Origin of the sequence: Arthrobacter halodurans, assembly GCF_041877255.1 — a bacterium.
Taxonomy (GTDB): Bacteria; Actinomycetota; Actinomycetes; order Actinomycetales; family Micrococcaceae; genus Arthrobacter_N; species Arthrobacter_N halodurans.
On sequence record NZ_JBHDLJ010000008.1, the window covers coordinates 106,282 to 128,925 of the forward strand.

Annotated in this window: 22 protein-coding genes; 8 read left to right on the top strand and 14 right to left on the bottom strand. The window is 71.7% G+C overall.

The window, feature by feature from the left end; genetic code table 11:
- Position 1: 1 nt before the first annotated feature.
- Together ACETWP_RS11310 and ACETWP_RS11315 are read right to left on the bottom strand one after the other, a co-directional pair.
- Positions 2–2,122, bottom strand: coding sequence for an acetyl/propionyl/methylcrotonyl-CoA carboxylase subunit alpha (locus ACETWP_RS11310; RefSeq protein WP_373972351.1), 2,121 nt, complete (start codon positions 2,120–2,122; stop codon positions 2–4).
- A gap of 10 nt (positions 2,123–2,132) precedes the next feature.
- On the bottom strand, positions 2,133–3,740 hold the full coding sequence (locus ACETWP_RS11315) for a carboxyl transferase domain-containing protein (RefSeq protein WP_373972352.1): 1,608 nt from the start codon (positions 3,738–3,740) through the stop codon (positions 2,133–2,135).
- A 164-nt stretch (positions 3,741–3,904) separates the two neighbouring features.
- On the opposite strand from ACETWP_RS11315, the gene ACETWP_RS11320 reads away from it, so the two are divergent.
- Both ACETWP_RS11320 and ACETWP_RS11325 read left to right on the top strand, forming a co-directional pair.
- Positions 3,905–4,510 carry a TetR/AcrR family transcriptional regulator gene (locus tag ACETWP_RS11320; protein WP_373972353.1) on the top strand — a complete coding sequence of 202 codons (606 nt, stop codon included), beginning with the start codon at positions 3,905–3,907 and terminating at the stop codon, positions 4,508–4,510.
- Positions 4,511–4,527: 17 nt separating this feature from the next.
- Positions 4,528–5,013 (top strand): GNAT family N-acetyltransferase, encoded by a 486-nt coding sequence (locus ACETWP_RS11325; protein WP_373972354.1) that lies wholly within the window; start codon positions 4,528–4,530, stop codon positions 5,011–5,013.
- Positions 5,014–5,064: 51 nt separating this feature from the next.
- Here the strand turns inward: ACETWP_RS11325 and ACETWP_RS11330 are convergent, their stop codons facing one another.
- Genes ACETWP_RS11330 through pdhA form a run of 3 tightly spaced genes read right to left on the bottom strand, consistent with a single transcriptional unit; the run spans position 5,065 to position 8,609 of the window.
- On the bottom strand, positions 5,065–6,462 hold the full coding sequence (locus ACETWP_RS11330; RefSeq protein ID WP_373972387.1) for a dihydrolipoamide acetyltransferase family protein: 1,398 nt from the start codon (positions 6,460–6,462) through the stop codon (positions 5,065–5,067).
- A gap of 9 nt (positions 6,463–6,471) precedes the next feature.
- Positions 6,472–7,479 (bottom strand): alpha-ketoacid dehydrogenase subunit beta, encoded by a 1,008-nt coding sequence (locus ACETWP_RS11335; RefSeq protein ID WP_373972355.1) that lies wholly within the window; start codon positions 7,477–7,479, stop codon positions 6,472–6,474.
- Positions 7,476–8,609, bottom strand: a complete 1,134-nt coding sequence (gene pdhA, locus ACETWP_RS11340) for a pyruvate dehydrogenase (acetyl-transferring) E1 component subunit alpha (protein ID WP_373972356.1) — start codon at positions 8,607–8,609, stop codon at positions 7,476–7,478. Before pdhA ends, ACETWP_RS11335 begins: the two co-directional genes overlap by 4 nt.
- Before the next feature lie 193 nt (positions 8,610–8,802).
- On the opposite strand from pdhA, the gene ACETWP_RS11345 reads away from it, so the two are divergent.
- The gene (locus ACETWP_RS11345; RefSeq protein WP_373972357.1) at positions 8,803–9,291 is read left to right on the top strand and encodes an Lrp/AsnC family transcriptional regulator; all 489 of its coding nucleotides are present in this window, start codon (positions 8,803–8,805) and stop codon (positions 9,289–9,291) included.
- Positions 9,292–9,353: 62 nt separating this feature from the next.
- On the opposite strand, the gene ACETWP_RS11350 is transcribed toward ACETWP_RS11345, so the two are convergent.
- Together ACETWP_RS11350 and ACETWP_RS11355 are read right to left on the bottom strand one after the other, a co-directional pair.
- The gene (locus ACETWP_RS11350) at positions 9,354–10,976 is read right to left on the bottom strand and encodes a monocarboxylic acid transporter (RefSeq protein ID WP_373972358.1); all 1,623 of its coding nucleotides are present in this window, start codon (positions 10,974–10,976) and stop codon (positions 9,354–9,356) included.
- Entirely contained in the window at positions 10,973–11,332 is a 360-nt protein-coding gene (locus tag ACETWP_RS11355) for a DUF485 domain-containing protein (RefSeq protein ID WP_373972359.1), read from the bottom strand. The genes ACETWP_RS11350 and ACETWP_RS11355 overlap by 4 nt, the downstream gene beginning before the upstream one ends.
- A gap of 178 nt (positions 11,333–11,510) precedes the next feature.
- On the opposite strand from ACETWP_RS11355, the gene ACETWP_RS11360 reads away from it, so the two are divergent.
- From ACETWP_RS11360 to ACETWP_RS11375, 4 genes are read left to right on the top strand one after another with little or no spacing between them, the layout of a single operon-like run.
- The gene (locus ACETWP_RS11360) at positions 11,511–12,704 is read left to right on the top strand and encodes a sensor histidine kinase (RefSeq protein ID WP_373972360.1); all 1,194 of its coding nucleotides are present in this window, start codon (positions 11,511–11,513) and stop codon (positions 12,702–12,704) included.
- Positions 12,705–12,742: 38 nt separating this feature from the next.
- Positions 12,743–13,459, top strand: coding sequence for a LytR/AlgR family response regulator transcription factor (locus ACETWP_RS11365; protein ID WP_373972361.1), 717 nt, complete (start codon positions 12,743–12,745; stop codon positions 13,457–13,459).
- Complete coding sequence (locus ACETWP_RS11370; protein ID WP_373972362.1) at positions 13,456–13,815, top strand: hypothetical protein; 360 nt, start codon at positions 13,456–13,458, stop codon at positions 13,813–13,815. Before ACETWP_RS11365 ends, ACETWP_RS11370 begins: the two co-directional genes overlap by 4 nt.
- Entirely contained in the window at positions 13,812–15,290 is a 1,479-nt protein-coding gene (locus ACETWP_RS11375) for a sodium/solute symporter (RefSeq protein WP_373972363.1), read from the top strand. Before ACETWP_RS11370 ends, ACETWP_RS11375 begins: the two co-directional genes overlap by 4 nt.
- A gap of 6 nt (positions 15,291–15,296) precedes the next feature.
- Here the strand turns inward: ACETWP_RS11375 and ACETWP_RS11380 are convergent, their stop codons facing one another.
- From ACETWP_RS11380 to rpsB, 6 genes are all read right to left on the bottom strand, one after another.
- Positions 15,297–15,881, bottom strand: a complete 585-nt coding sequence (locus tag ACETWP_RS11380; RefSeq protein WP_373972364.1) for a DivIVA domain-containing protein — start codon at positions 15,879–15,881, stop codon at positions 15,297–15,299.
- Between the two features lie 104 nt (positions 15,882–15,985).
- Entirely contained in the window at positions 15,986–16,867 is an 882-nt protein-coding gene (locus tag ACETWP_RS11385) for a phosphatidate cytidylyltransferase (protein ID WP_373972365.1), read from the bottom strand.
- Entirely contained in the window at positions 16,867–17,424 is a 558-nt protein-coding gene (gene frr / locus ACETWP_RS11390; protein ID WP_373972366.1) for a ribosome recycling factor, read from the bottom strand. The genes ACETWP_RS11385 and frr overlap by 1 nt, the downstream gene beginning before the upstream one ends.
- Positions 17,425–17,504: 80 nt before the next feature.
- Positions 17,505–18,257 carry a UMP kinase gene (gene pyrH, locus ACETWP_RS11395; RefSeq protein WP_373972367.1) on the bottom strand — a complete coding sequence of 251 codons (753 nt, stop codon included), beginning with the start codon at positions 18,255–18,257 and terminating at the stop codon, positions 17,505–17,507.
- 150 nt (positions 18,258–18,407) lie between these two features.
- Positions 18,408–19,247 (bottom strand): translation elongation factor Ts, encoded by an 840-nt coding sequence (gene tsf / locus ACETWP_RS11400; protein ID WP_373972368.1) that lies wholly within the window; start codon positions 19,245–19,247, stop codon positions 18,408–18,410.
- 120 nt (positions 19,248–19,367) lie between these two features.
- Positions 19,368–20,285 (bottom strand): 30S ribosomal protein S2, encoded by a 918-nt coding sequence (gene rpsB / locus ACETWP_RS11405; protein WP_373972369.1) that lies wholly within the window; start codon positions 20,283–20,285, stop codon positions 19,368–19,370.
- A gap of 454 nt (positions 20,286–20,739) precedes the next feature.
- Here rpsB and ACETWP_RS11410 point away from each other — a divergent pair, with 454 nt between their 5' ends.
- Complete coding sequence (locus ACETWP_RS11410; protein ID WP_373972370.1) at positions 20,740–21,357, top strand: M23 family metallopeptidase; 618 nt, start codon at positions 20,740–20,742, stop codon at positions 21,355–21,357.
- Between the two features lie 28 nt (positions 21,358–21,385).
- On the opposite strand, the gene ACETWP_RS11415 is transcribed toward ACETWP_RS11410, so the two are convergent.
- Positions 21,386–22,576: a glycosyltransferase gene (locus ACETWP_RS11415; RefSeq protein WP_373972371.1), complete on the bottom strand. Its 1,191-nt coding sequence runs from the start codon at positions 22,574–22,576 to the stop codon at positions 21,386–21,388.
- Between the last annotated feature and the right edge of the window lie 68 nt (positions 22,577–22,644).

Below are 22,644 nucleotides of genomic sequence, written 5' to 3' on the forward strand. Positions count from 1 at the left end.
GCTAGTTTCCTTCGCTGGACTGGCTGGTGGTGGACGATGCTGCCGGCGCCCCGGGGGCGGAATCCGGGTGGACCGTCGCGAGGACCTGGTCCTTCTTGACCCGGTCGCCGACTGCCACGTGGACGGTGACGGTCCCGGCGACGGCGGCGGTGAGGGGGTGCTCCATCTTCATCGCCTCGACGCCGACGAGCGGTTGTCCCGCCGCGACGCGGTCCCCGGTCGCGGCGGACACGGAGACGACGGTGCCGGGCATCGGCGAGCGGGCCTCCGGGTCTCCCCCGGTGTCCGCGCGCTCGATCGCTGCGAGCCGGCGGTGGAGCAGCTCGCGGCGGCCGGGCCGGCGCACGGACGTGCTCCAGCCTCCGGTCGAGACCCAGAGTTCCCCGAAACCGTCGCCGCCGTCCGGCCCGAGGGCGAGCGGGAACGAGGTGCCGTCGACGCGGGCCGTGCCGAACCCGAAGGCCGCGGTGTCGACCGTGTGGTCCGTGCCGTCGACCTCGATGACGGCGATGCCGCGGAGCCGGTCGCCGCCCTTGAAGGTGACGGTGCGCAGGCCGTCCCGCGTCTCCAGGACGACCGGACGCGCGCGGGCGCCGCCGACGCGCCAGTCGTCGTTGAGGCCCCACGGCCCGTGCGGCCACGGGCGGCCCGCCTCCGCGGCGCGGTCCGCCTCGTCCTCGAGGAAGCGCGCGGCGACGTGCGCCAGCTCCTCGTCGGAGATCCAGCGTCCCGGTTGGACCCCCTTGCGCGCGATGAGGTTGGTGTCCAGCCGCCCCGCACGCACGTCCTCGTCGGTGGCGAGGAAGCGGAGGAACTCGAGGTTCGTCGCCACGCCCAGCACCACGGTCTCGCCGAGGGCGTGGTCCAGGCGCGCCAGCGCCTCAGCGCGGTCCGCGCCCCACGCGATGACCTTGGCGATCATCGGGTCGTAGTGCTCGGAGACGCGGCCGGAGGAGTCCATCGAGGAGTCCACGCGGACGCCCTCGCCGTCGGGCTCCACGATGCCGAACGCGAGGCCGATGGAGGGCAGGAAGCCGTTGGCCGGGTCCTCGGCGTAGACGCGGGCCTCCACGGCGTGGCCCGCGAGCTCGACGTCGCCCTGCCCGAAGTCCAGGGGCTGCCCGGCGGCGATCCGCACCTGCCACTCCACGAGGTCGATCGGCGCGTCGTCGACGAGCACGACCTCCTCGGTGACCGGGTGCTCCACCTGGAGGCGGGTGTTCATCTCCATGAAGAAGAACTCGCCGGGCTTCTCGTCGGACACGAGGAACTCGACCGTGCCTGCGCCGACGTAGTCCACCGACCGCGCGGCCTCGACGGCCGCCGCGCCCAGCCGCGCCCGGATGGCCTCGCCGTCGGGCAGGCCCTCCAGCAGCGGCGACGGCGCCTCCTCGATGACCTTCTGGTGCCGGCGCTGCAGCGAGCACTCGCGCTCGCCCAGGTGCACGGTGTTGCCGTGCCGGTCGGCGAGGATCTGCACCTCGATGTGCCGGGGGCTGCGCACCAGGCGCTCGAGGAAGAGGGTGTCGTCGCCGAACGCCGCGAGCGCCGTGCGCCGCGCGCTGGCCAGCGCGGCCGGCAGCTCCTCCGCGGTGTCGACGGCGAACATCCCCTTGCCACCGCCGCCGGCTGAGGGCTTGATCAATAGGGGGTAGCCGATGGCCGCGGCCTCCTCGACGAGGCGCGCGTCGGTCAGGCCGGGCTCCGCGATGCCCGGGACCACGGGGACCCCGTGGGCGACGACGTGGTTCTTGGACCGGATCTTGTCGCCCATGAGGTGGAGGGAGCGGACGTCCGGGCCGATGAACACGATCCCGGCCGCCTCGAGCGCCCGGGCGAAGTCCACGTTCTCGGACAGGAAGCCGTAGCCGGGGTGCACGGCCTGCGCCCCGGTGCGGCGGCACGCCTCGACGACGGCGTCGATGTCGAGGTAGCTTTGCGCGGCCGGCGCCGGGCCGATGCGCACGGCGAGGTCGGCCTCGCGGACGTGGCGGGCGTCGTCGTCGGCGTCCGAGTAGACGGCGACGCTGCGGATCCCGAGGCCGCGCAGGGTCTCGATGACGCGCACGGCGATCTCGCCGCGGTTGGCGACGAGGACGGTGTCGAACAGCTCGTGGTTCATGGGTTTCCGCCTACATCCGGAAGACGCCGAAGGAGGTCTCCGGCAGGGGCTGGTTGGCGCAGACGTCCAGGGCCATGCCCAGGACGCGGCGGGTGTCGGCGGGATCGATGATGCCGTCGTCCCAGAGCCGGGCCGTGGAGTAGTAGGGGTTGCCCTGCGACTCGTACTGCTCCTTGATGGGCGCGGTGAAGGCGTCCTCCTCCTCGGCGCTCCAGGACCCGCCGCGGCCCTCGAGCTGGTCGCGCTTGACGGTGGCCAGCACGGAGGACGCCTGGTTGCCGCCCATGACGGAGATGCGGGCGGCGGGCCACATCCACAGGAAGCGGGGCGAATAGGCCCGCCCGCACATCGAGTAGTTGCCCGCCCCGAAGGACCCCCCGATGACGACGGTGAGCTTGGGGACGCGGCACGTGGCGACGGCCGTGACCATCTTCGCGCCGTTCTTGGCGATGCCGCCGGCCTCGTAGTCCCTGCCGACCATGAAGCCCGAGATGTTCTGCAGGAACACCAGCGGGATGCCGCGCTGGTCGCACAGCTCGATGAAGTGCGCGCCCTTGAGGGCCGACTCGGAGAACAGGACGCCGTTGTTCGCGACGATCCCGACCCGGTGTCCGTGGATCCGCGCGAAGCCGGTCACCAGGGTCTGTCCATAGCCGGACTTGAACTCGTGGAAGCCGCTGCCGTCGACGATCCGCGCGATGACCTCGCGCACGTCGTACTGCGCGTTCACGTCCACGGGGACGGCGCCGTAGAGCTCGTCCTCGTCCACCAGCGGGGACTCGGCCGCGCCGATCTCCCACGCGGGGGCGGCCGGCCGCGGCAGGGTCTCGACGATGTCGCGGACGATCTGCAGCGCGTGCTCGTCGTTCTCCGCCAGGTGGTCGACGACGCCGGACGCCGTGGCGTGCAGCTCGCCCCCGCCGAGCTCCTCGGCCGTGACGATCTCGCCGATCGCCGCCTTCACCAGCGGCGGCCCGCCCAGGAAGATCGTGCCCTGGTTGCGCACGATCACGGTCTCGTCGCTCATCGCCGGGACGTAGGCCCCGCCGGCGGTGCACGAGCCGAGGACGGCGGCGATCTGCGGGATCTTGCGCGCCGAGAGGTTGGCCTGGTTGTAGAAGATGCGGCCGAAGTGGTCGCGGTCCGGGAAGACCTCGTCCTGCCGGGGCAGGAAGGCCCCGCCGGAGTCGACCAGGTAGATGCACGGGAGGTTGTTCTCGAGCGCGATCTCCTGCGCGCGCAGGTGCTTCTTCACCGTCATCGGGTAGTAGGTGCCCCCCTTGACGGTCGCGTCGTTGGAGATGACCAGGACGTGCCGCCCGTGCACCAGGCCGATGCCGGCGATGACGCCCGCGCCGGGGCACTCGCCGTCGTACATGTCCTCGGCGGCCAGCGGTGCGATCTCGAGGAACGGCGAGCCGTCGTCGAGCAGGACGTCGATGCGCTCGCGCGGGAGCAGCTTTCCCCGCGCGACGTGCCGCTCGCGGGACGCCTCCGGGCCGCCGAGGGCGGCGGCGGCCAGGCGCTCGCGCAGCCGCCCGACGAGTTCGCGCTGGGCGCCCTCGTTGGCCCGGAACGTGCCCGCCGCGGCATCGACCCGCGAAACCAAGGTCTCCATTGACGTCTTCCTCTAGCTGGGGCGCCGTCCCGAGCGCGGCGGGCGTAGGATGACGCACGTGGCATTCGGTTAGCATTGACTAACTGAAATGACGTTAGTGTCCATTAACTGAATTGTCCAGCCGAAAATGTGACCCGCGGCACCCGCGCGACGGAAGGAATGCCATGACCGGCCCCGACACCGCGACCGGCCGCAGCCTGGCCAAGGCCAGCCGCCGGTCCAGCCTGCTCGCCGAGGCGGCCCGCCTCTTCGCCCAGCACGGGTACAACGGAGTCTCGATCGAGGACCTCGGCGCCGCCTCGGGCATCAGCGGCCCCGCCGTGTACCGCCACTTCGCCGGGAAGGCGGCCGTGCTCGGCGCGCTCCTCGTCGGCGTGAGCCGCGACCTGCTCGAGGGCGGCCGCGCGGTGGCGGCGGACGGCGGGACCCCCGGGACGGTGCTGGCGCGCCTCGTGGACTTCCACGCGGACTTCGCGCTGTCCCACCCCGACGTCATCCGCATCCAGGACCGCGACATGGACAGCCTGTCCCCCGGTGACGCGGCGGAGGTGAGGCGGCTGCAGCGCGCGTACATCGACGTGTGGGCGGACCAGCTCCGTGGCCTGCACCCCGGCGAGGACCGGGCCGCCGCTCGGTTCCGCGCGCAGGCCGTCTTCGGCCTGCTGAACTCCACCCCGCACTCCACCCACCGGGCGGACGCCGACCCGGCCGCGCGCCGCGAGCGGCTCGTGCGGATGGCCGTGGCGGCCCTGTCCGCCCCGGTAGGCTAGTGGACAGGAACAGTGTCGTGACGAGAGAGGTATTGACCGTGGAGCTACGCCCCGTCGAGTCGGCGGACCTGGATAGGTTCTTCGAGCACCAGCAGGATCCGGAGGCCAACCTGATGGCCGCCTTCACCGCCAAGAACCCGGCGGACCGCGGCGTGTTCGACCACCACTGGGGCCTGATCCTGCGCGACCCGGACATCACGGTGCGCACGATCGAGCACGAGGGCAAGGTCGTCGGCTCCGTGCTCGTCTACCCCAACGAGGGCTTCCCGGAGATCAGCTTCTGGACCGATAAGGCGTACTGGGGCCAGGGCATCACCACCTCGGCCGTCGACGCGTTCCTGCGCGAGATCACGCAGCGGCCGATCCGGGCCCGCGTGGTCACGGACAACATCGGCTCGCAGAAGGTCCTGGAGCGCCGCGGCTTCAACGTCGTCGGCGAGGCCGAGGGCTTCGCCAACGCCCGCGCCGCCGTGGTCAAGGAATACATCATGGAGCTCGCCTAGCACCAGGGCGGAACGGCGGGGCGGGCGCGCCAGGGGCGCGCGCCCCGCCCGCTACACCATCGCCAGGAGCATCCCCGGGTCCGCGAGGATCGTCCCCACGTCGGCCAGGAAGCGCGAGCCCTGCTCGCCGTCGACCAGCCGGTGGTCGAAGGACAGGCTGAGCGTCATCACCTGGCGCAGCGCGACCTCGTCGCGGTACTCCCACGGCATCCGGCGCACCTGCCCGACGGCGAGGATCGCCGCCTCGCCCGGGTTGAGGATCGGCGTCCCGGCGTCGATCCCGAACACGCCGATGTTGGTGATCGAGATCGTCCCCCCGGCGAGGTCGGCCGGGGTCGTCCGGCCCGCGCGCGCCGTCTCCGCGAGGCCGGCCAGCGCCCGCCCGAGGCCCGCGAGGTCCAGCGACTGCGCGTCCTTGATGTTCGGCACCGTCAGACCGCGCGGCGTGGCGGCCGCGATGCCCAGGTTGACGTAGTTCAGCTGCGCGATCTCGCCCGCGGCCTCGTCCCACCGGGAGTTCAGCGCGGGGGTGCGCTCCAGGGCCACGCAGACCGCCTTCGCCACGATCGTCAGGGGCGTCAGCTTGATGCCGGCGAACGCCCGGTGCGCCCGCAGCCGCGCGAGGAGCTCCATGGTCGGCGTGACGTCGATGGTCAGGAACTCGGTGGCGTGCGGCGCGGTGAACGCGCTCGCGACCATTGCGGCCGCCGTGTGCTTGCGGACGCCGCGGATGGGCGTGCGGACCACGCGCGGCGCGCCGCCCAGCGTCCGCGCGGCCGTCGGCCCGGGGGCCGACGTCTCGGGTGCCGACGGCGCGGGTGCCGGGGACCCCGGCGCCGCGGCGGCGGCCGCGGCCGCGTGCACGTCCGCGCGGCCGATCAGCCCGGAGGGCCCGGTCCCCACGACGTCGAGGAGGTCGACGCCGAGGTCGCGGGCGAGTTTGCGGACCGGCGGCGTCGAGCGCGGCCGCTCGGCGTCTGCGGAGACCCCGGAAGCCGACGGGGACACCGACGCGGCCGGGGTTGCCGGGACCACCGCGGCCGGCACCGGGGCCGGCACCGCGGCGTCGGCCTGGCCCCCGCGCCGCCGCCGCGCGGGCCGGCCGGACTTCTCGACGGCGGCCCCGTAGCCCACGAGGTTGGGCTCGCGGCGGGCCTCGTCCCGCGCCGCGGGCGGCGCGCCGCCCCCGCCGTCCCGCGGGCCGCCGTCGTCCGGGACCTCGAAGGAGACGATCGGCTTGCCGACCTCGACCACGGTTCCCGGCCCCTCGTGCAGCGCGGCGATCGTGCCCGCGTACGGGGACGGCAGCTCGACGACCGCCTTGGCGGTCTCGACCTCGGCGATCACCTGGTTCAGCGCGACCGTGTCGCCGACGGCGACCTTCCACGCGACGATCTCGGACTCGGTCAGGCCCTCGCCGAGGTCGGGGAGCTTGAATACCTTCAACACGGCGCTCATCTAGCCTTCCAGGGAAGTCAGGGAGTTGGGCCGGCCGAGGGCGCGGTCCACGCCGTCGAGGATCCGGTCCAGATCGGGCAGGTGGTGGAACTCCAGCTTCGACGCCGGGTAGGGGATGTCGAACCCGGTGACGCGCACGGGCGCGTGCTCCAGATGGTGGAAGCAGCGCTCCGTCACGCTCGTCGCGAGCTCCGCGCCGAGGCCGCCGTTCTGGCCGGCCTCGTGCGCGATCACCAGGCGCCCGGTCTTGCGCACGGAGGCCTCCAGCGTCGCGTAGTCCACGGGCGAGAGGGAGCGCAGGTCCACGACCTCCACGGAGATCCCCTCGTCCGACGCGGCGACGGCCGCGTCCAGGGCCGTCTTGACGAGCGGGCCGTAGGCGACGAGCGTGACGTCCGATCCCGGCGCGGCCACCCGTGCCGAGCCCATGGACAGCGCGGAGACCCCCGCGCCGAGGTCGACGTCGGCCTTCTCGTGGTAGCGGCGCTTCGGCTCGAAGTAGACCACGGGATCGTCGCTGGCGATCGCCTGCTGGATCATCGTGAACGCGTCCTGCGGGTGGGAGGGGCTGACCACGCGCAGGCCCGCGGTGTGCGCGAAGTAGGCCTCCGGGGACTCCGAGTGGTGCTCCGGCGAGCCGATGCCTCCCCCGAACGGGATGCGGATGGTCAGCGGCATCCGCACCCGGCCCTTGGTGCGGTAGTGCAGCTTCGCGACCTGGCTGACGATCTGGTCGAACGCGGGGTACACGAAGCCGTCGAACTGGATCTCCACGACCGGACGGTAGCCGCGGTAGGCCATGCCGATCGCGGTCCCCATGATGCCGGACTCCGCCAGCGGGGTGTCGATCACCCGGTGCTCGCCGAAGTCCTTCTGCAGGCCGTCGGTGATGCGGAAGACGCCGCCGAGCTTGCCGATGTCCTCCCCCATCAGGACGACCTTCGGATCGTGTTCCATGGACTTGCGCAGGCCTGCGGTGATGGCCCTGCCGAAGGTGAGGGAAGTCATCGCGCGCCTCCTTCCGACGCCGCGTCCGCGGTGAACTGGTTCAGGTAGAGGCCGTACTGCTCCCGCTGGCGGTCCAGCCAGGAGTGGGGTGCGGCGTAGACGTGCTCGAAGACCTCCATGGTCTCGGGCTCCTCCATGTCGATGACGCCCTTGCGCAGCTGCGCGGCGACCTCGTCCGCTCGCCGGCCGGCGTCCTCGGCGAGCCGCGCGGGATCCATCCCGCGCGCGGTCAGGTGCGCCTCGAGCCGGGCGATCGGGTCCCGGGCCTTCCACGCCTCCAGCTCGTTGGCGTCGCGGTAGCGGGTCGGGTCGTCCGCGGTCGTGTGCGGACCCATGCGGTAGGTGACGGCCTCGATGAAGGTCGGGCCGTTGCCCGTCCGCGCACGGTCCAGGGCCACCCGGGTGGCCGCGAGGCACGCGAGGACGTCGTTGCCGTCGACCCGGATGCCGGGGATCCCGAAGCCCGCGGCGCGGTCGACGATCCGCGTGTGCGTCTGCAGCCGGACCGGCTCGGAGATCGCCCACTGGTTGTTCTGGCAGAAGAAGACGACGGGGGCCTGGTAGCTGGCGGCGAACACGAGGGCCTCGTTGACGTCGCCCTGGCTGGTGGCCCCGTCGCCGAAGTACGTGATGGCCGCCTGGTCGCCGCCGTCGAACTTGATGCCCATTGCGTAGCCCGCGGCGTGCAGCGTCTGCGCGCCGATGATGATCTGCGGGGTGGCCATGTTCAGCTCGAACGGGTCCCACCCGCTGGAGGCGTTGCCGCGCCACACGCGCAGGATGTCGGAGAAGTCCACCCCGCGGCAGTAGGCCACGCCGTTTTCCCGGTAGGACGCGAAGACGAAGTCGTCCCGCCGCAGGGCGCGGCCCGAGCCGATCTGCGCGGCCTCCTGCCCCAACAGCGGCGGCCACAGGGCCAGCTCGCCCTGGCGCTGGAGCGCCGTGGCCTCGTTGTCGATCCTGCGGATGGCGACCATGTCCGTGTACAGGGCGGCCAGGGCGTCGTCGTCGACGTCCTCGACCCAGCGGTCGTACTCGGGGTGCGGCGTTCGCTCGCCGGTGGGCGAAATCAGCTGGATGAGCTCCTCATCCGGCCCGCCGGCGGCGGGCTGTGCGTCGTTCAGGGACACTGGTGAACCCTTCGGGTCTCGGTCGCCCGGTGCCGGCGTGACGTGTGGTCGGGGCCCCGGACAGCTGGCCGGGGCGTCGTCGCCACGGCTTGCTGTGACGATACTCACAACCATCAGGACGCACAACCGATGCGCGGAAAAGTGAGCATGATGCCATATCCGGCCGGACGCTACCATGCTAGCGTTGCGCACTATGCACCCCATGGATGACATCGACCTTCGCCTGCTGGACGCCCTGTCGCAGGACCCGAAGGCCACCGTGGTGGGCCTGTCCCAGCGGCTGGCCCTCTCCCGCAACACCGTGCAGGCCCGGCTGACGCGGCTGGAGAACCGGGGCGCGTTTCTGCCCTTCGAACGGCGGGTGAACCCCGCCGCGCTGGGCTACCCGCTCACCAGCTTCGTCCACATCCACGTCCAGCAGCGCCTGCTCGGCCCGATCGTCGAGGCGCTCGCCGCCATCCCCGAGGTCGTCGAGGCGCACGGCCTGACCGGCAGCGCCGATATTCTGGCGCGCGTCGTGGCCAGCGGGGCCGAGGACCTCTTCCGCGTCAACGGGACGATCCTGGGCATCGACGGCGTCGAGCGGGCGGACACGTCCCTGGCCATGGCGGAGCTGATCCCCCACCGCATGCGGCCCCTGCTGGCCACCGGCGAAGCCGCGCCGGCCCCCGGCCGACCATAGGAAGGACCCCCGCGGATTCCGCGGGGGTCCTTCCTGTCGTGTCGTCGTGGAAACCGGAGGGGCTAGTGCTCCACGGCCTTTTCGGCGCCGACGCCGGTGAGGGAGCGGACCTCCATCTCGGCCTGCTTGATGGGATCCTCCACCCGCTTGGAGACGACCGTGCCGAGCCACCCGAGGAAGAACGCCAGCGGGATGGAGACCAGGCCCGGGTTCTTCAGCGGGAAGATGGCGAAGTCGGCGGCGGGGATCATCGCCGTCTCGTTGCCGGACATCACCGGCGAGAACACGATCAGCAGCAGGGCCGAACCGAGTCCGCCGTACATCGACCACACGGCGCCCTGGGTGCTGAACCGCTTCCAGTAGAGCGAGTAGATGATCGTCGGCAGGTTGGCCGAGGCCGCCACCGCGAAGGCCAGCGCGACGAGGAAGGCCACGTTCTGGCCCTGCGCCCCGATGCCGCCGAGGATGGCCAGGATGCCGATGATGACGACGGTGCGCCGGGCGACCTTGACCTCCTGCTCCGGGGTGGTGCGGCCCTTGGCGATCACGTTCGCGTAGATGTCGTGGGCGAACGACGCCGCGGCGGTGATGGTCAGCCCGGCCACGACCGCGAGGATCGTGGCGAACGCGACCGCGGAGATCACGCCGAGCAGCAGGGATCCGCCCAGTTCGAACGCCAGCAGCGGGGCCGCGGAGTTCACCCCGCCCGGGGCCGCCTGGATCCGGTCGGCGCCGATCAGCGCGCCGGCGCCGTAGCCGAGCACCAGGGTGAAGAGGTAGAAGCCGCCGATGAGCCAGATGGCCCAGACCACGGAACGGCGGGCCTCCTTCGCCGTCGGGACGGTGTAGAAGCGCATCAGCACGTGCGGCAGGCCCGCGGTGCCGAGGACCAGCGCCAGGCCGAGGGACAGGAAGTCGAGCTGCGTGGTCGGGTTCAGCCCGTACTGCAGGCCCGGGTTCAGGATGGCGTCGGTGCCGGCGGTGGCGACGGCGTCGCCGAGCAGCGCGGAGAGGTTGAAGCCGTAGAGGGCCAGGACCCAGATGGTCATGATGCCTGCGCCCGTGATCAGCAGCCCGGCCTTGATGATCTGCACCCACGTGGTGCCCTTCATGCCGCCGATCAGCACGTACATGATCATCAGCGCGCCGACGACGGTGATGACGACCGACTGGCCGATCCTGTCGTCGATGCCCAGCAGCAGGGAGACGAGCCCGCCCGCCCCGGCCATCTGCGCCAGGAGGTAGAACAGGCACACGGCGAGCGTGCTGATGGCCGCGGCGATGCGCACGGGGCGCTGCTTCAGGCGGAAGGAGAGCACGTCGGCCATGGTGAACTTGCCGGTGTTGCGCAGCAGTTCGGCGACGAGCAGCAGGGCGACGAGCCATGCGACCAGGAAGCCGATGGAGTAGAGGAAGCCGTCGTAGCCGTTGATCGCGATGGCGCCGACGATGCCGAGGAACGACGCCGCGGAGAGGTAGTCGCCCGCGATGGCCGTACCGTTCTGACCGCCCGTGAAGGAGCGGCCGCCGGCGTAGTAGTCGGCCGCGGTCTTGTTGTTCTTGCTGGCGCGCAACACCACCACGAGGGTGACGGCGACGAACAGCCCGAAGATGAGGATGTTGACGAGCGGGTTGCCGACCGTGGTGGTCTCGGCGGCCGCCGCCTGAAGGATCGGGGCGTTCACTGGGAGGCCTCCTGGGTGGTCGGGTGGCCCTCGATCTCGTGGCGGATCGCGGTGGCCTTCGGGTCGAGTTTGCGGTTGGCGAAGCTGACGTAGAGCGCCGTGATGACGAACGTCGAGACGAACTGGAGCAGGCCCAGGACGAGACCGACGTTGATGTTGCCCATCACCTTGATGGACATGAACTCCGGCAGGTACGCGGCCGCCAGCACATAGGCGAAGTACCAGAGCAGGAAGAACACGGTCATGGGGAACACGAAACTGCGGTGCGTGCGTTTGAGTTCTTTGAACTCCGGGCTGTTCTGGACCTCGGTGAAGTCCTCGATCGGACTGGGGTCCGGGCTGGGCGTGGTGGCCATGCTTCCTCCTTTGACGACACTGCGCGCCGTTGCGCGGCGGCGATAGTGACTAACATCACCTTGCGCCCTCGATGTGACGCAGTGAAGCGGATCACAGGGGCGCTGTGCCGAGCGGCGCCGACCCTGCGCCGAACGGTCGGCGTCGCCGCCGAACGGCGCCCCGGTCTACGCTGGTGCCATGCTCTCGGCCGCCCTGCAGACCACCCTGATCTCCGCCGTCGTGCTGGTGGCCGTGGCCGTCGTGTCGTTCGTGGGCTACCGCGTGTTCCGCACCTCGCGCGACCTCGGCACGGACGCGGACCGGGCGACCTACGAGACCCTCCACACCGTCTCGCTCGCCGCCCCGCACCTGGCCAGCGGCCTGACCCGCGAGGGGGCGGCCAAGGCCAGCCGGCACCTCCGGGGGCTGCTGGCCTGCGACGGGCTGGCGATCACGGACACCGTCGAGGTGCTGGCCGAGGATGGCGACGTCCCGCAGCTGCCGCTCCTGGAGCTCGCCGCGGACGCGATGACGGGGGGCCGGACACAGGTCATCCACCGCGGGGGGCTGGACATCGTGGTCGCCCCGATCGTGGTGCGCGACCGCACGGCGGGCGCCGTCGTCGCGTCCACCCGGCGCGCCGAGGCGCGGCTGGTGCGGGCGACGACGGAGGTCGCCGGTTGGGTCGCCGCGCAGGTCGGCCTGGCGGAGCTGGACGAGTCCCGGGCGCTGCTGATGGAGGCCGAGGTCCGGGCCCTGCGCGCGCAGATCAGCCCGCACTTCATCTACAACAGCCTCAACGCCATCGCGTCGTTCATCATCACGGACCCCCAGCGGGCGCGGCAGCTGGTCGTGGAGTTCGCCGACTTCACCCGCTACTCGTTCCGGCGCCACGGCGACTTCACGACGCTCGCCGAGGAGCTGCAGGCGATCGACCGGTACCTGCTGTTGGAGAAGGCGCGCTTCGGGGACCGGATCCGCGTCTCGCTTGCGATCGCCCCCGAGGTGCTGAGCACCATCATCCCGTTCCTCTCGCTGCAGCCGCTGGTCGAGAACGCCGTCCGCCACGGCCTCGAGGGCAAGGCGGGAGGGGGCGTGATCACGCTCACCGCGCGCGACAGCGGCGAATACGCGGAGATCACGGTCGAGGACGACGGCGTCGGCATCGACCCCGACGCCCTGCGCTCCGTGCTCGCCGGCACCACCGAGGGCATCCACGTGGGGCTGCGCAACGTGGACGTTCGCCTGCGCCAGGTGTACGGCGACGCCCACGGGCTGGTGATCGACACCGCCCCGGGGGCCGGGACGCTCATCACGATGCGCGTGCCCAAGTTCCAGCCCGGGCACGACGCCGGACCCCCGGACACGCGCCGCCAGTCGGCCGGGACGTAGCTTCCCGGCGCCCGCGTCCGCGCCCCTACACTGGTTCCATGATCAACGTGGTCGTCGCCGACGACGAACTGCCCGCCGTGGCGGAACTGGCGTACTTGCTGTCCCGTGATCCGCGCGTCGGGGAGATCCACCGCGCCACGTCGGGCGCCGAGGCGCTCAAGGCGCTCGAGGAGTTCCCGGTCGACGCCCTGTTCCTGGACATCCACATGCCGGCGCTCTCCGGCCTGGACATCGCCCGGGTCATCTCCCGCTTCGCCCGCCCGCCCGCCGTCGTCTTCGTGACCGCCGACGAGGCCCAGGCGCTCGAGGCGTTCGAGCTGGCCGCCGTCGACTACGTGCTCAAGCCGATCCGCGCCGAGCGGCTCGCCGAGTCCGTGCGCCGCGTCTGCGAGCTCATGGAGGACGACGCGGCGGCCCCGGAGGTCGTCACCGTGGACCAGGGCGGCATCACCAAGATGATCCGCCGCGACGAGATCCGCTACATCCAGGCGCAGGGCGACTACGCCAGGCTGCATACGCAGGACTCCAGCTACCTGATCCGGGTGCCGCTGAACGACCTGGAGCAGCAGTGGGCCGCTGCCGGCTACATCCGCATCCACCGCAGCTACCTCGTGGCCATGGACCGGATCGACCAGGTGAAGCTCCAGACCGGCCGGGCCGCCGTGATGGTCGGGGGCACCGAGCTCCCGGTCAGCCGGCGGGCGCTCCCCCACCTGCGCGAGCGGCTGGCCGCCAAGCGCGTCCGCCCGCTGTGAGCGGGGACGCCCCGGGCCCGCGCCGGGTCCGGGTCACGGCCCCCGCCGGCTCCGCCCTGCGCCCGGCGCGGCGCGGCGCGGCGGATCCGGTGGGCGACGTCTACGTCCGGTCCCTGATCCGCTCGCAGCTGCGCCTGGCCCTCACGGTCGCCATCGGATTCCTCGTCCTGCTGGTCGGCCTGGCCGTGCTGGTGGGTACCTGGCCGCAGATCCACGAGACCCGCCTCGCGACCGTCCCGCTGCCGTGGCTCATCCTCGCGCTGGGCGTCTACCCGATCATCCTGCTCGGCGCCTTCCTCTTCAACCGCGCCGCGGCGCGCAACGAGGACCGCTACCGGGACATCGCCCGGCCGTGAACCAGCCCATCGCCCTGCTCGCCGTTGCGGTCGTCACGGCCGCCACCGTGCTCATCGCCTTCCACGGGCTGCGGATCTCCCGCACCACGGGTGACTTCTACGTCGCCTCCCGCACGGTGAAGCCGTGGTGGAACGCGTCGGCGATCGGCGGCGAGTACCTCTCCGCGGCGAGCTTCCTCGGCGTCGCCGGGCTCATCGTCGTCAGCGGCCAGGACGCGCTGTGGTTCCCGATCGGCTACACGGCCGGCTACCTGATGCTCCTCCTCTTCGTCGCGGCCCCCCTGCGCCGCTCCGGGGCCTACACGCTGCCCGACTTCGCGCAGATCCGCCTCGGCGGGCGGGCGGCCCGGCTCGTGACGTCGGCCCTGGTCGTCGTCGTGGGGTGGCTCTACATCGTCCCGCAGCTCCACGGCGCGGCCCTGACCCTGGGCATCACCACGGCCCTGCCGGGCTGGATGGGCGCCCTGCTGGTCATGGGCGTCGTGTGCGTCACGGTCCTCGCCGGCGGCATGCGCTCCATCACCTTCGTGCAGGCCTTCCAGTACTGGCTCAAGCTGGTGGCCCTCGCGGTGCCCGCCGTCTTCCTGGTCCTGCACCTGGGCCTTGCCGGAGAATCCGCGACGGCGGGCGGGCAGGTGTTCGACCGGCCGCCGTCGCCCGGGGACGCCGGCATCTACCGCAACATCTCGCTGATCGTCGCCCTGCTCTTCGGCACGCTGGGCCTGCCGCACGTGCTGGTCCGCTTCTACACCAACCCCGACGGGCCCTCGGCCCGGCGCACCACGGCGATCGTGCTGGGCCTGCTGTCGCTGTTCTACCTCTTCCCGACGATGCTCGGGATCCTCGGCCGCGCCTACACGCCGGAGCTGGCCGCCTCGGGCAACGCCGACGCCACGGTGCTCCTGCTGCCGGGGCGCGTTGTCGGGGGGACCGCCGGGGACGTCCTCTCGGCCCTGGTGATCGGGGGCGCCTTCGCGGCTTTCCTTTCGACGACGTCCGGGCTGGTCGTCTCGCTGGCCGGCGTCATCAGCCAGGGCCTCTTCCGGGGCACGGTGCGCGGGTTCCGGATCTCCACCGTGATCGCCTGCGTCATCCCGCTGCTGCTGGCGCTGGGGACAAGCACGTTCGCGCTGGCCGGCGCCATCGGCTCGGTGTTCGCGTTCACGGCCTCGACCATCTGCCCGCTGCTGCTGCTCGGGATCTGGTGGCGCGGGCTGACCGCGCGCGGCGCGGTCGCCGGAATGCTGGCCGGCGCCGCCAGCTGCGGATCGGCGCTGGTCGCGGCCGGGCTGGTGCCCTCCTCGGCGGGGCTGCCCTACGAGCTGCTCTCCCAGCCGGCGGCGTGGACGGTCCCGCTGGCCTTCTTGGTCACCGTGCTGGTGTCCCGCCTCCCCGGCGGCGTGAACACACGGCGGGTCGACGCCGTCATGGCGCGGCTCCACGCCCCGGAGGCCCGGGTGCCCCTCGGGGACTGACGCAGGTCAGTCGATCGAGGCCATGAGCTCGACGACGCGGTCCAGGAACGCATCGACCTGGCTCTCTTCGTAGCCTTCCTGCCCCTTGGCCTCCCGGAACATCACCCGGCGCACCGCGTCGACGCTCAGCGGCGTGTCGTGCTCGAAGTAGTCGATCAGCTCGTCGCACAGCTCGTCGACGTCCTCCACGTTGTAGCTGGGCACACCGCGCCGCGTGGGCCGGCGGAAGCGCTCGCCCGGGGCGCGGTGCAGCCGGCCGCGCAGGATGGCGGAAAGCCGGCCGATCTGCTGCAGCCACGCGTCCTCGCCCTCGGCCTCGATCAGCGCGTCCCGCTCGCGCTGGGCGAAGACGTCCTCCAGCCGGTCCAGGGCGGTGTCCACCTCGCGCGCGTCGTACCCGCCCTTCTGCGGCTCGAAGGCGGTGCGGCGCACGAGGTGGCTGGTGACCGCGGCGGCGTCGTCCCCGGTGCCGTTGAAGGTCGCGCGGGCCCGCGCCAGGAACTGGTCGACCTGTTTGGTGTTGTACCCGAACTCCTGAGGCGAGACGCGCTCGAAGGGCGTCTGGGTCTTCTGGGCGTTGTCCTGGCTCACGGATTTGTCCTCGGCTTCGCGTTGCACCTAGTGAAAGCTTGATCGCAGCGGCCGCCGGAGCGTCCGCTGCGATCATCCTACCCAGAGCCGGGCCGCGAAAGCCGTCAGCGCGCGCCGGGCAGCAGCAGGACGGACAGGACGTACGCCACGGGCACGGCGAAGACCACGGAATCCAGGCGGTCCATCATGCCGCCGTGCCCCGGCAGGAGGTTGCTCATGTCCTTGATGCCCAGCTCGCGCTTGACCATGGACTCGGAGAGGTCCCCGACGGTCGCGGCCGCCACCGTGGCCATGGCCAGCGGGATCCCGACCCACCAGGGCTGCTGGAGCAGGAAGACGGTGGCGAGGACGCCGACGACGGTCGCGCCCGCGACGGACCCGGCGAACCCCTCCCACGACTTCTTCGGGCTGATCTTGGGGGCCATCGGGTGCTTGCCGAAGAAGGCGCCGACCAGGTACCCGAACGTGTCGTTGGCCACGACGAGCAGCAGCACGGTGGCCACCTTGAAGGCGCCGTCCACCTCCTTGAACATGAGGATCGCGAAGCTCAGCAGCAACGGGACCCACAGGACCACGAACGTCGAGGCCATCACGGAACGCAGCGCCCCGGCCGCGCCCTCGATCACCCGCCAGAGCAGGATCAGCAGGACGGTGCCGGCGAGGGCGAACCCGAGCGCCTCGCTCCCGCCGTAGTAGGCGGAGAACGGCATGGCGACGGCGCCCGCGAGGAGGGGCACCAGGGGCACGTCGATGTCGGTGGAGCCGAGCGCGCGTCCGACCTCCCAGCAACCCACGACGCCGAACGCCGTCACGATGGCCACGAAGGCCACCGGCATCAGCAGCAGTCCCAGCAGGACCGCGGAAAGCAGGATGAGGCCCACGGCGATCGCCGCCGGCAGGTTGCGCCCGGCCCGCGAGGCCTTGGGCGCCCCCTGCCGCAGGGAACGGGCAGGGGACCCGCCGTCCGGCTGCGTGGATTCCGTCATCAGACTTCCAGCAGCTCCGCTTCCTTGCGCTTGAGCAGGTCGTCGATCGCGTCGACGTGCTTCTTGGTCAGCGAGTCGAGCTCCTTTTCGCCGCGCGCGCCGTCGTCCTCGCCGACGTCGCCGTCCTTGACCAGCCGGTCCAGCAGGTCCTTGGCCTTGCGCCGGTGGTTGCGGATGGCGACCTTGGCGTCCTCGCCCTTGCCGCGCACGATCTTCACGTACTCCTTGCGGCGCTCCTGCGTCAGCTCGGGGATGGTCACGCGGATCATCTTGCCGTCGTTGGACGGGTTCGCGCCGACCTCGGAGTCGCTCAGGGCCTTCTCGATCTCGCGCAGCGCGGAGACGTCGTAGGGGGTGATGAGGATGGTGCGCGCGTCGGGCACCGCGAACGAGGCCAGCTGCTGCAGCGGGGTCGCGGAACCGTAGTAGTCCACCATCACCTTGGAGTACAGGCCCGGGTTGGCGCGTCCGGTGCGGATCGTCGCGAAGTCCTCCTTGGCGGCCTCGAGGGACCGCTCCATCTTCTCGGCGGCGTCCTGCAGGGTTTCGTCAATCACTGGTTGCTCCTTTGGGATCCGGGGACCGGCACGCCGCCCCGGGTGGTTTCGGACTCTCCAAACATCCTATGCCACCGTCACTAGACGGTGACGACGGTCCCCATCCGCTCGCCGAGGATCGCGCGGGTCACGTTGCCCTCGCCCTCCATGCCGAAGACCACCATGTCCAGGCCGTTGTCCTTGCACATGGTCATCGCGGTCTGGTCCATCACGCGAATGTCCTTGATGAGGGCCTCGTCGTACGTGAGGCGGTCCAGCTTGACCGCGTCCGGATCCTTCTTCGGGTCGGCGGTGTACACGCCGTCCACGCCGCTCTTGGCCATGAGGACGACGTCGGCGCGCACCTCGAGCGCGCGCTGCGCGGCGACGGTGTCGGTGGAGAAGTACGGCAGCCCGGCCCCGGCCCCGAAGATCACCACGCGGTCCTTCTCGAGGTGGCGGATGGCGCGGCGCGGGATGTAGGCCTCGGCGACCTGAGCCATGCTGATGGCGGACTGGACCCGGGTCTCGACGCCGGCCTGCTCCAGGAAGTCCTGCAGGGCCAGGCAGTTCATCACGGTGCCGAGCATGCCCATGTAGTCGGCGCGCGAACGGTCCATTCCCGACTGGGAGAGCTCGGCGCCGCGGAAGAAGTTCCCGCCGCCCACGACGATCGCGGTCTCGACCACGCCGACCGTCTTCGCGATCTGCTCCGCCACGCCGCGCACGGTCACCGGATCGACCCCGAGCTTGCCCCCGCCGAACACCTCGCCGGAGAGCTTGAGCAGGACGCGGCGGCGCGGGGCCGGCTCCTGCGCGGCCGGGAAATCGACGGTCTCTTGAGTGGCTTCCATGGTGCCTCCTGTCGCGGACCAGGGTCCGCCGTGGTGCGCTGCTTCTGGTGCTGGTGGGATGGTCGTGGCAGGAAAAAGGGGCGGCCACCTGATGGTGGCCGCCCCCTCTGCCGCTGTCGGCGGGCGGAATCCGGCCGCCGTCGTCTGCTGCTAGGAGCCTACGCGGAAACGGGCGAAGGCGGTAGCCTTCACTCCGGCCTCGTCGAGGACCTTGCCGACGGACTTCTTGGCGTCCTTCGCGAAGGACTGGTCGGTGAGGACGATCTCCTTGAAGAAGCCGGTCAGGCGTCCCTCGACGATCTTCGTCAGCGCGGCCTCGGGCTTGCCCTCGGCGCGGGCCGTCTCGTCGGCGATGCGGCGCTCGTTCTCGACGGTCTCGGTCGGGACCTCCTCGCGGGAGAGGTAGGTCGGGGCCATCGCGGCGGTGTGCACGGCGACGTCGTGGGCGACCGTCTGCGCCGCCTCGCCCGTTCCGTCGACGGCCATGAGGACGCCGACCTGCGCCGGGAGGTCCTTGGACGTCTTGTGCAGGTACGCGTCGACGGTGGCGCCCTCGAGGCGTGCCAGCCGGCGAACGACGACCTTCTCCCCCAGGACGGCGCCCTCTTCGGTCACGTAGTCGGCCAGGCTCTTGCCCTCGACGTCCGCGGCGAGCAGGCTCTCCGGGTCGGCGGCGGCGGAGGCCACGGCGACCTCGAGGACCTTGTTGGCCAGCGCGATGAACTTGTCGCTCTTGGCGACGAAGTCGGTCTCGCAGTTGACCTCGACCATGACGCCGACGTTGCCGTCGACGATCTTGGCGGCCACGAGGCCCTCGGCCGTCGAGCGGCCCTCGCGCTTCGTGGCGCCCTTGAGGCCCTTGATGCGGATGATTTCGATGGCCTTCTCGGCGTCGCCGTTGGCCTCGTCGAGTGCCTTCTTGACGTCCATCATGCCAGCGCCGGTGCGCTCGCGAAGGGCCTTGATGTCAGCGGCGGTGTAGTTCGCCATGTGCAACCCCATTCGTAGTGGTTCGTGGTTGGGAAGACCCCCGCGTCCCGGACGGGACGCGCGGGGTCGACCCGGGCCGGCGGGCCGTGGGGGCCCGCCGGCCCGGAATAGCTCGGTTGGTTACTTGGCGTCCTCGGCCGGAGCCTCGGTGGCCGTCTCGGCCGGAGCCTCGGTGGCGGCGGACTCGGCCGGAGCCTCGGTGGCCGTCTCGGCCGGAGCCTCATCGGCCTTGGCCTCCGCGGCCGGAGCCTCTTCCGTCTTGGCTTCCTCGGTGGTGCCCTCGAGCAGCTCGCGCTCCCACTCGGCCAGCGGCTCGGCCGCGGCGTCGGCGTTCCCGGCTGCCTTGTTGTTGCGGGCGATCAGGCCCTCGGCCACGGCGTCGGCGATGACGCGGGTCAGCAGGTTGACGGAGCGGATGGCGTCGTCGTTGCCCGGGATCGGGAAGTCGACCTCGTCCGGATCGCAGTTGGTGTCCAGGATGGCCACCACGGGGATGCCGAGCTTCTGGGCCTCGTCGACGGCGAGGTGCTCCTTCTTGGTGTCGACGATCCAGATCAGCGACGGCGTCTTGGTCAGGTTCCGGATGCCGCCCAGGTTGGTCTGCAGCTTGGTGAGCTCGCGGCGGAGCAGCAGCAGTTCCTTCTTGGTGTGGCCCGAGCCCGCGACGTCGTCGAAGTTGATCTCTTCGAGTTCCTTCATGCGCTGCACACGCTTGGCGACGGTCTGGAAGTTGGTGAGCATGCCGCCGAGCCAACGCTGGTTGACGTAGGGCTGGTTCACGCGGGTGGCCTGCTCGGAGATCGCTTCCTGGGCCTGCTTCTTGGTGCCGACGAACAGCACGGTTCCACCGTGGGCCACGGTGGCCTTGGTGAACTCGTAGGCGCGGTCGATGTAGGACAGCGACTGCTGGAGGTCGATGATGTAGATGCCGTTGCGCTCGGTGAAGATGAAGCGCTTCATCTTCGGGTTCCAGCGGCGGGTCTGGTGGCCAAAGTGAACGCCGCTGTCGAGCAGCTGGCGCATGGTAACGACTGGCATGTCGTCACTCCTTCCGGCAGGTGCGGCCGGTCTCATCACGACCGCGGACACTGCCTGTTGTTTCGGTTGTCGGCGGTCCGTCCCCGTTGGACGGCGCCCCTGGCACCCCGCCGCCGATATGGCCGGCCCACGACGCCCAGCCGGTTTCCGGACCGAGGGCGGCGCGGTCCACTCCCGGCCGCCGTGGTTCACGGGCCCGAGGGTGGATGCGCGATGCGCGAAGTCAGCCCGCGCGCCATGACCCGGACAGGGACGATCGACGCACAGAACTGCGGTTATCAGTGTACTACAGCGGTGGAGCCCGCCCCGCCCGGTGGCCCTCCCCCACAGGCCCCGCCGATCCGGGGTTGTCCACACCCGGCGCCCGCCCGTTGCCGTTGCCGTGCCCCTGCGGAATCGTGGTGCGCAGACGGGCAGGGCGGGCAAGGGGCGGACGGCAAACGAGGGAGGCGTCATGGTGGCATCGGCGGCGCACGGAGGCCGCGCGGCCTGCGCGGTGGTTCTGGCGGCGGTGCTCGCCCACGGGTCGGCGGTCCCCGGACCCGCCCCGCCCACGCGCTCCCCCGCGTCCTCCGCCGGGAACTCACCCACGGACACCGCCGGGGCGGCCGGGGGCTGGCGGTGGCCGCTCGGTCCGGCGGGCGGCGGGACGGGTCGCGGGTCCCCCGGCGGGGCGCCCGCGCCGCGCGTGCTCGAGCCGTTCGATCCGCCCGAGCGGCGGTGGCTGGCCGGCCACCGCGGCGTGGACCTCGGCGCCGCCCGGGGGGATCCCCTGCGCGCGCCGGCCGCCGGGGTGATCGCCTTCGCCGGCGTCGTCGTGGACCGGCCCGTGGTGACGATCGACCACGGCGGCGGGTTGCTGTCCAGCTTCGAACCGGCCGTGGCCGCCCTGGCCCGCGGTGCGGTCGTCGCGGACGGCGGGGTGTTCGCCGAGGTGGGCGCCGGCGGGCACTGCTCGGGACGCTGCGTGCACTGGGGCGTGCGCCTGGACGGCGTGTACATCGATCCGCTGGACACGATCTCCGATCGGCGCCCCTCCGTCCTGTTGCCCCTGCCGCCCGAGCCGCCGTGACCGGGCGACTGGCGGGCGGACCGACCGGTCAGCGGGCGGGCTTCGCGGTCAGCGTCCGGGCGTAGACGTCCAGCATGGTGCGCGTGTGGCGGCTCTGCAGCAGCGACGCCGCGTCCATGGCCACGGCGGGCGCTCCGCCGCGGATCTCCCCGACCACCGCGCGAAGGGCGGCCGCCAACCCGTCGACGGTGTCGTCGGGCGTCAGCCGGTAGGTGCCCTCCGGCAGGTCCACGGCGATGCGGTGGTCGCTGAGCAGTGTCGGGGTCCCGAGCGCCGCGGCCTCGAAGACCGTCATGCCCTGGGTCTCGAAGCCCTGCGACGTCTGGATCAGGGCGTCGGCGGCCCGCAGCTCCTCGAGCATCCCGCGGTACGGGACGGTGCCGCGGAAGACGACCTCCGCACGGTCGATGCGGCGGGCCGCGGCCTCGGCCTTGCCCCGCTCGGCCCCGTCGCCGAACACGTGGACCTCCGCGTCGACGCCGGAACGGCGCAGCGCCTCGAGGAACGGCAGCAACCGCTTCTCTGGGCTGAAGCGCCCGATCCAGACCAGGCGCACGCGGCCGGAGCCGCGGGGTCGCGGCGTGGCCAGCAGGTCCCGTGCGACGTTGTCGTCCAGCCCGTTCGGGACGACGTCGACCGCGGCGAACACCCCCCGCTCCTCGAGGAGCCGGGCGAAGTGGGTCGACGGCGCCGTGACTGCGTCGGCGGCCCGGGTGAAGCCGCGCAGGTAGGACCACGCGTCGGTCGCCGCCGGGCCGTCCAGCCGCAGCAGGCGCTTCTGCAGCAACCCCAGGGCGCGCTGGACCGTGTTCGGGATCGCGACGGTCGCGGCGAGGCCCACATCCATCCGGTTGTGCATGGTGTGCACGACCGGCAAACCGTGGCGCGCGGCGTGGCGGTAGCCCGTCGCCGCCAGCCAGAAGTCGGCCTGGATGTGGACGATGTCGAGCGGGGGCCGACCGGCCAGGCGGCTTTCGAGCGCCCGGTCGTTGCGCCTTCCCGGGAGGCAGTACGAGTACTCCCCGCCCAGCGGCAGCGAGGGGAGCTCGACCGTGGATTCCGGCTCGTGGTGCCGGGCGCGTGTCGCCGGCGCGACGACGGTGACCACGTGGCCGGCCGCCTCCAGGAAGCTGCGCTGGAGCCTGACCGACGTCTGCATGCCGCCCAGCGTGCCGGGGTGCTGGTCGACGAACATCGCGATGTGTAGCGGTTCCTCCACGCGGCGCCTCCCGTCCCTCGATGACCGCCGATATCCGTCCGCGGGCCCCGGACGTCGCGTCCGGGGCC

Excerpts from the sequence above, each read along its gene's own strand:
- ACETWP_RS11310 (WP_373972351.1), bottom strand. The coding sequence starts at position 2,122 with ATGAACCACGAGCTGTTCGACACCGTCCTCGTCGCCAACCGCGGCGAG.
- ACETWP_RS11315 (WP_373972352.1), bottom strand. The coding sequence starts at position 3,740 with ATGGAGACCTTGGTTTCGCGGGTCGATGCCGCGGCGGGCACGTTCCGG.
- ACETWP_RS11320 (WP_373972353.1), top strand. The coding sequence starts at position 3,905 with ATGACCGGCCCCGACACCGCGACCGGCCGCAGCCTGGCCAAGGCCAGC.
- ACETWP_RS11335 (WP_373972355.1), bottom strand. The coding sequence starts at position 7,479 with ATGACTTCCCTCACCTTCGGCAGGGCCATCACCGCAGGCCTGCGCAAG.
- ACETWP_RS11345 (WP_373972357.1), top strand. The coding sequence starts at position 8,803 with ATGCACCCCATGGATGACATCGACCTTCGCCTGCTGGACGCCCTGTCG.
- ACETWP_RS11355 (WP_373972359.1), bottom strand. The coding sequence starts at position 11,332 with ATGGCCACCACGCCCAGCCCGGACCCCAGTCCGATCGAGGACTTCACC.
- ACETWP_RS11360 (WP_373972360.1), top strand. The coding sequence starts at position 11,511 with ATGCTCTCGGCCGCCCTGCAGACCACCCTGATCTCCGCCGTCGTGCTG.
- ACETWP_RS11365 (WP_373972361.1), top strand. The coding sequence starts at position 12,743 with ATGATCAACGTGGTCGTCGCCGACGACGAACTGCCCGCCGTGGCGGAA.
- ACETWP_RS11385 (WP_373972365.1), bottom strand. The coding sequence starts at position 16,867 with ATGACGGAATCCACGCAGCCGGACGGCGGGTCCCCTGCCCGTTCCCTG.
- pyrH (WP_373972367.1), bottom strand. The coding sequence starts at position 18,257 with ATGGAAGCCACTCAAGAGACCGTCGATTTCCCGGCCGCGCAGGAGCCG.
- tsf (WP_373972368.1), bottom strand. The coding sequence starts at position 19,247 with ATGGCGAACTACACCGCCGCTGACATCAAGGCCCTTCGCGAGCGCACC.
- rpsB (WP_373972369.1), bottom strand. The coding sequence starts at position 20,285 with ATGCCAGTCGTTACCATGCGCCAGCTGCTCGACAGCGGCGTTCACTTT.
- ACETWP_RS11410 (WP_373972370.1), top strand. The coding sequence starts at position 20,740 with ATGGTGGCATCGGCGGCGCACGGAGGCCGCGCGGCCTGCGCGGTGGTT.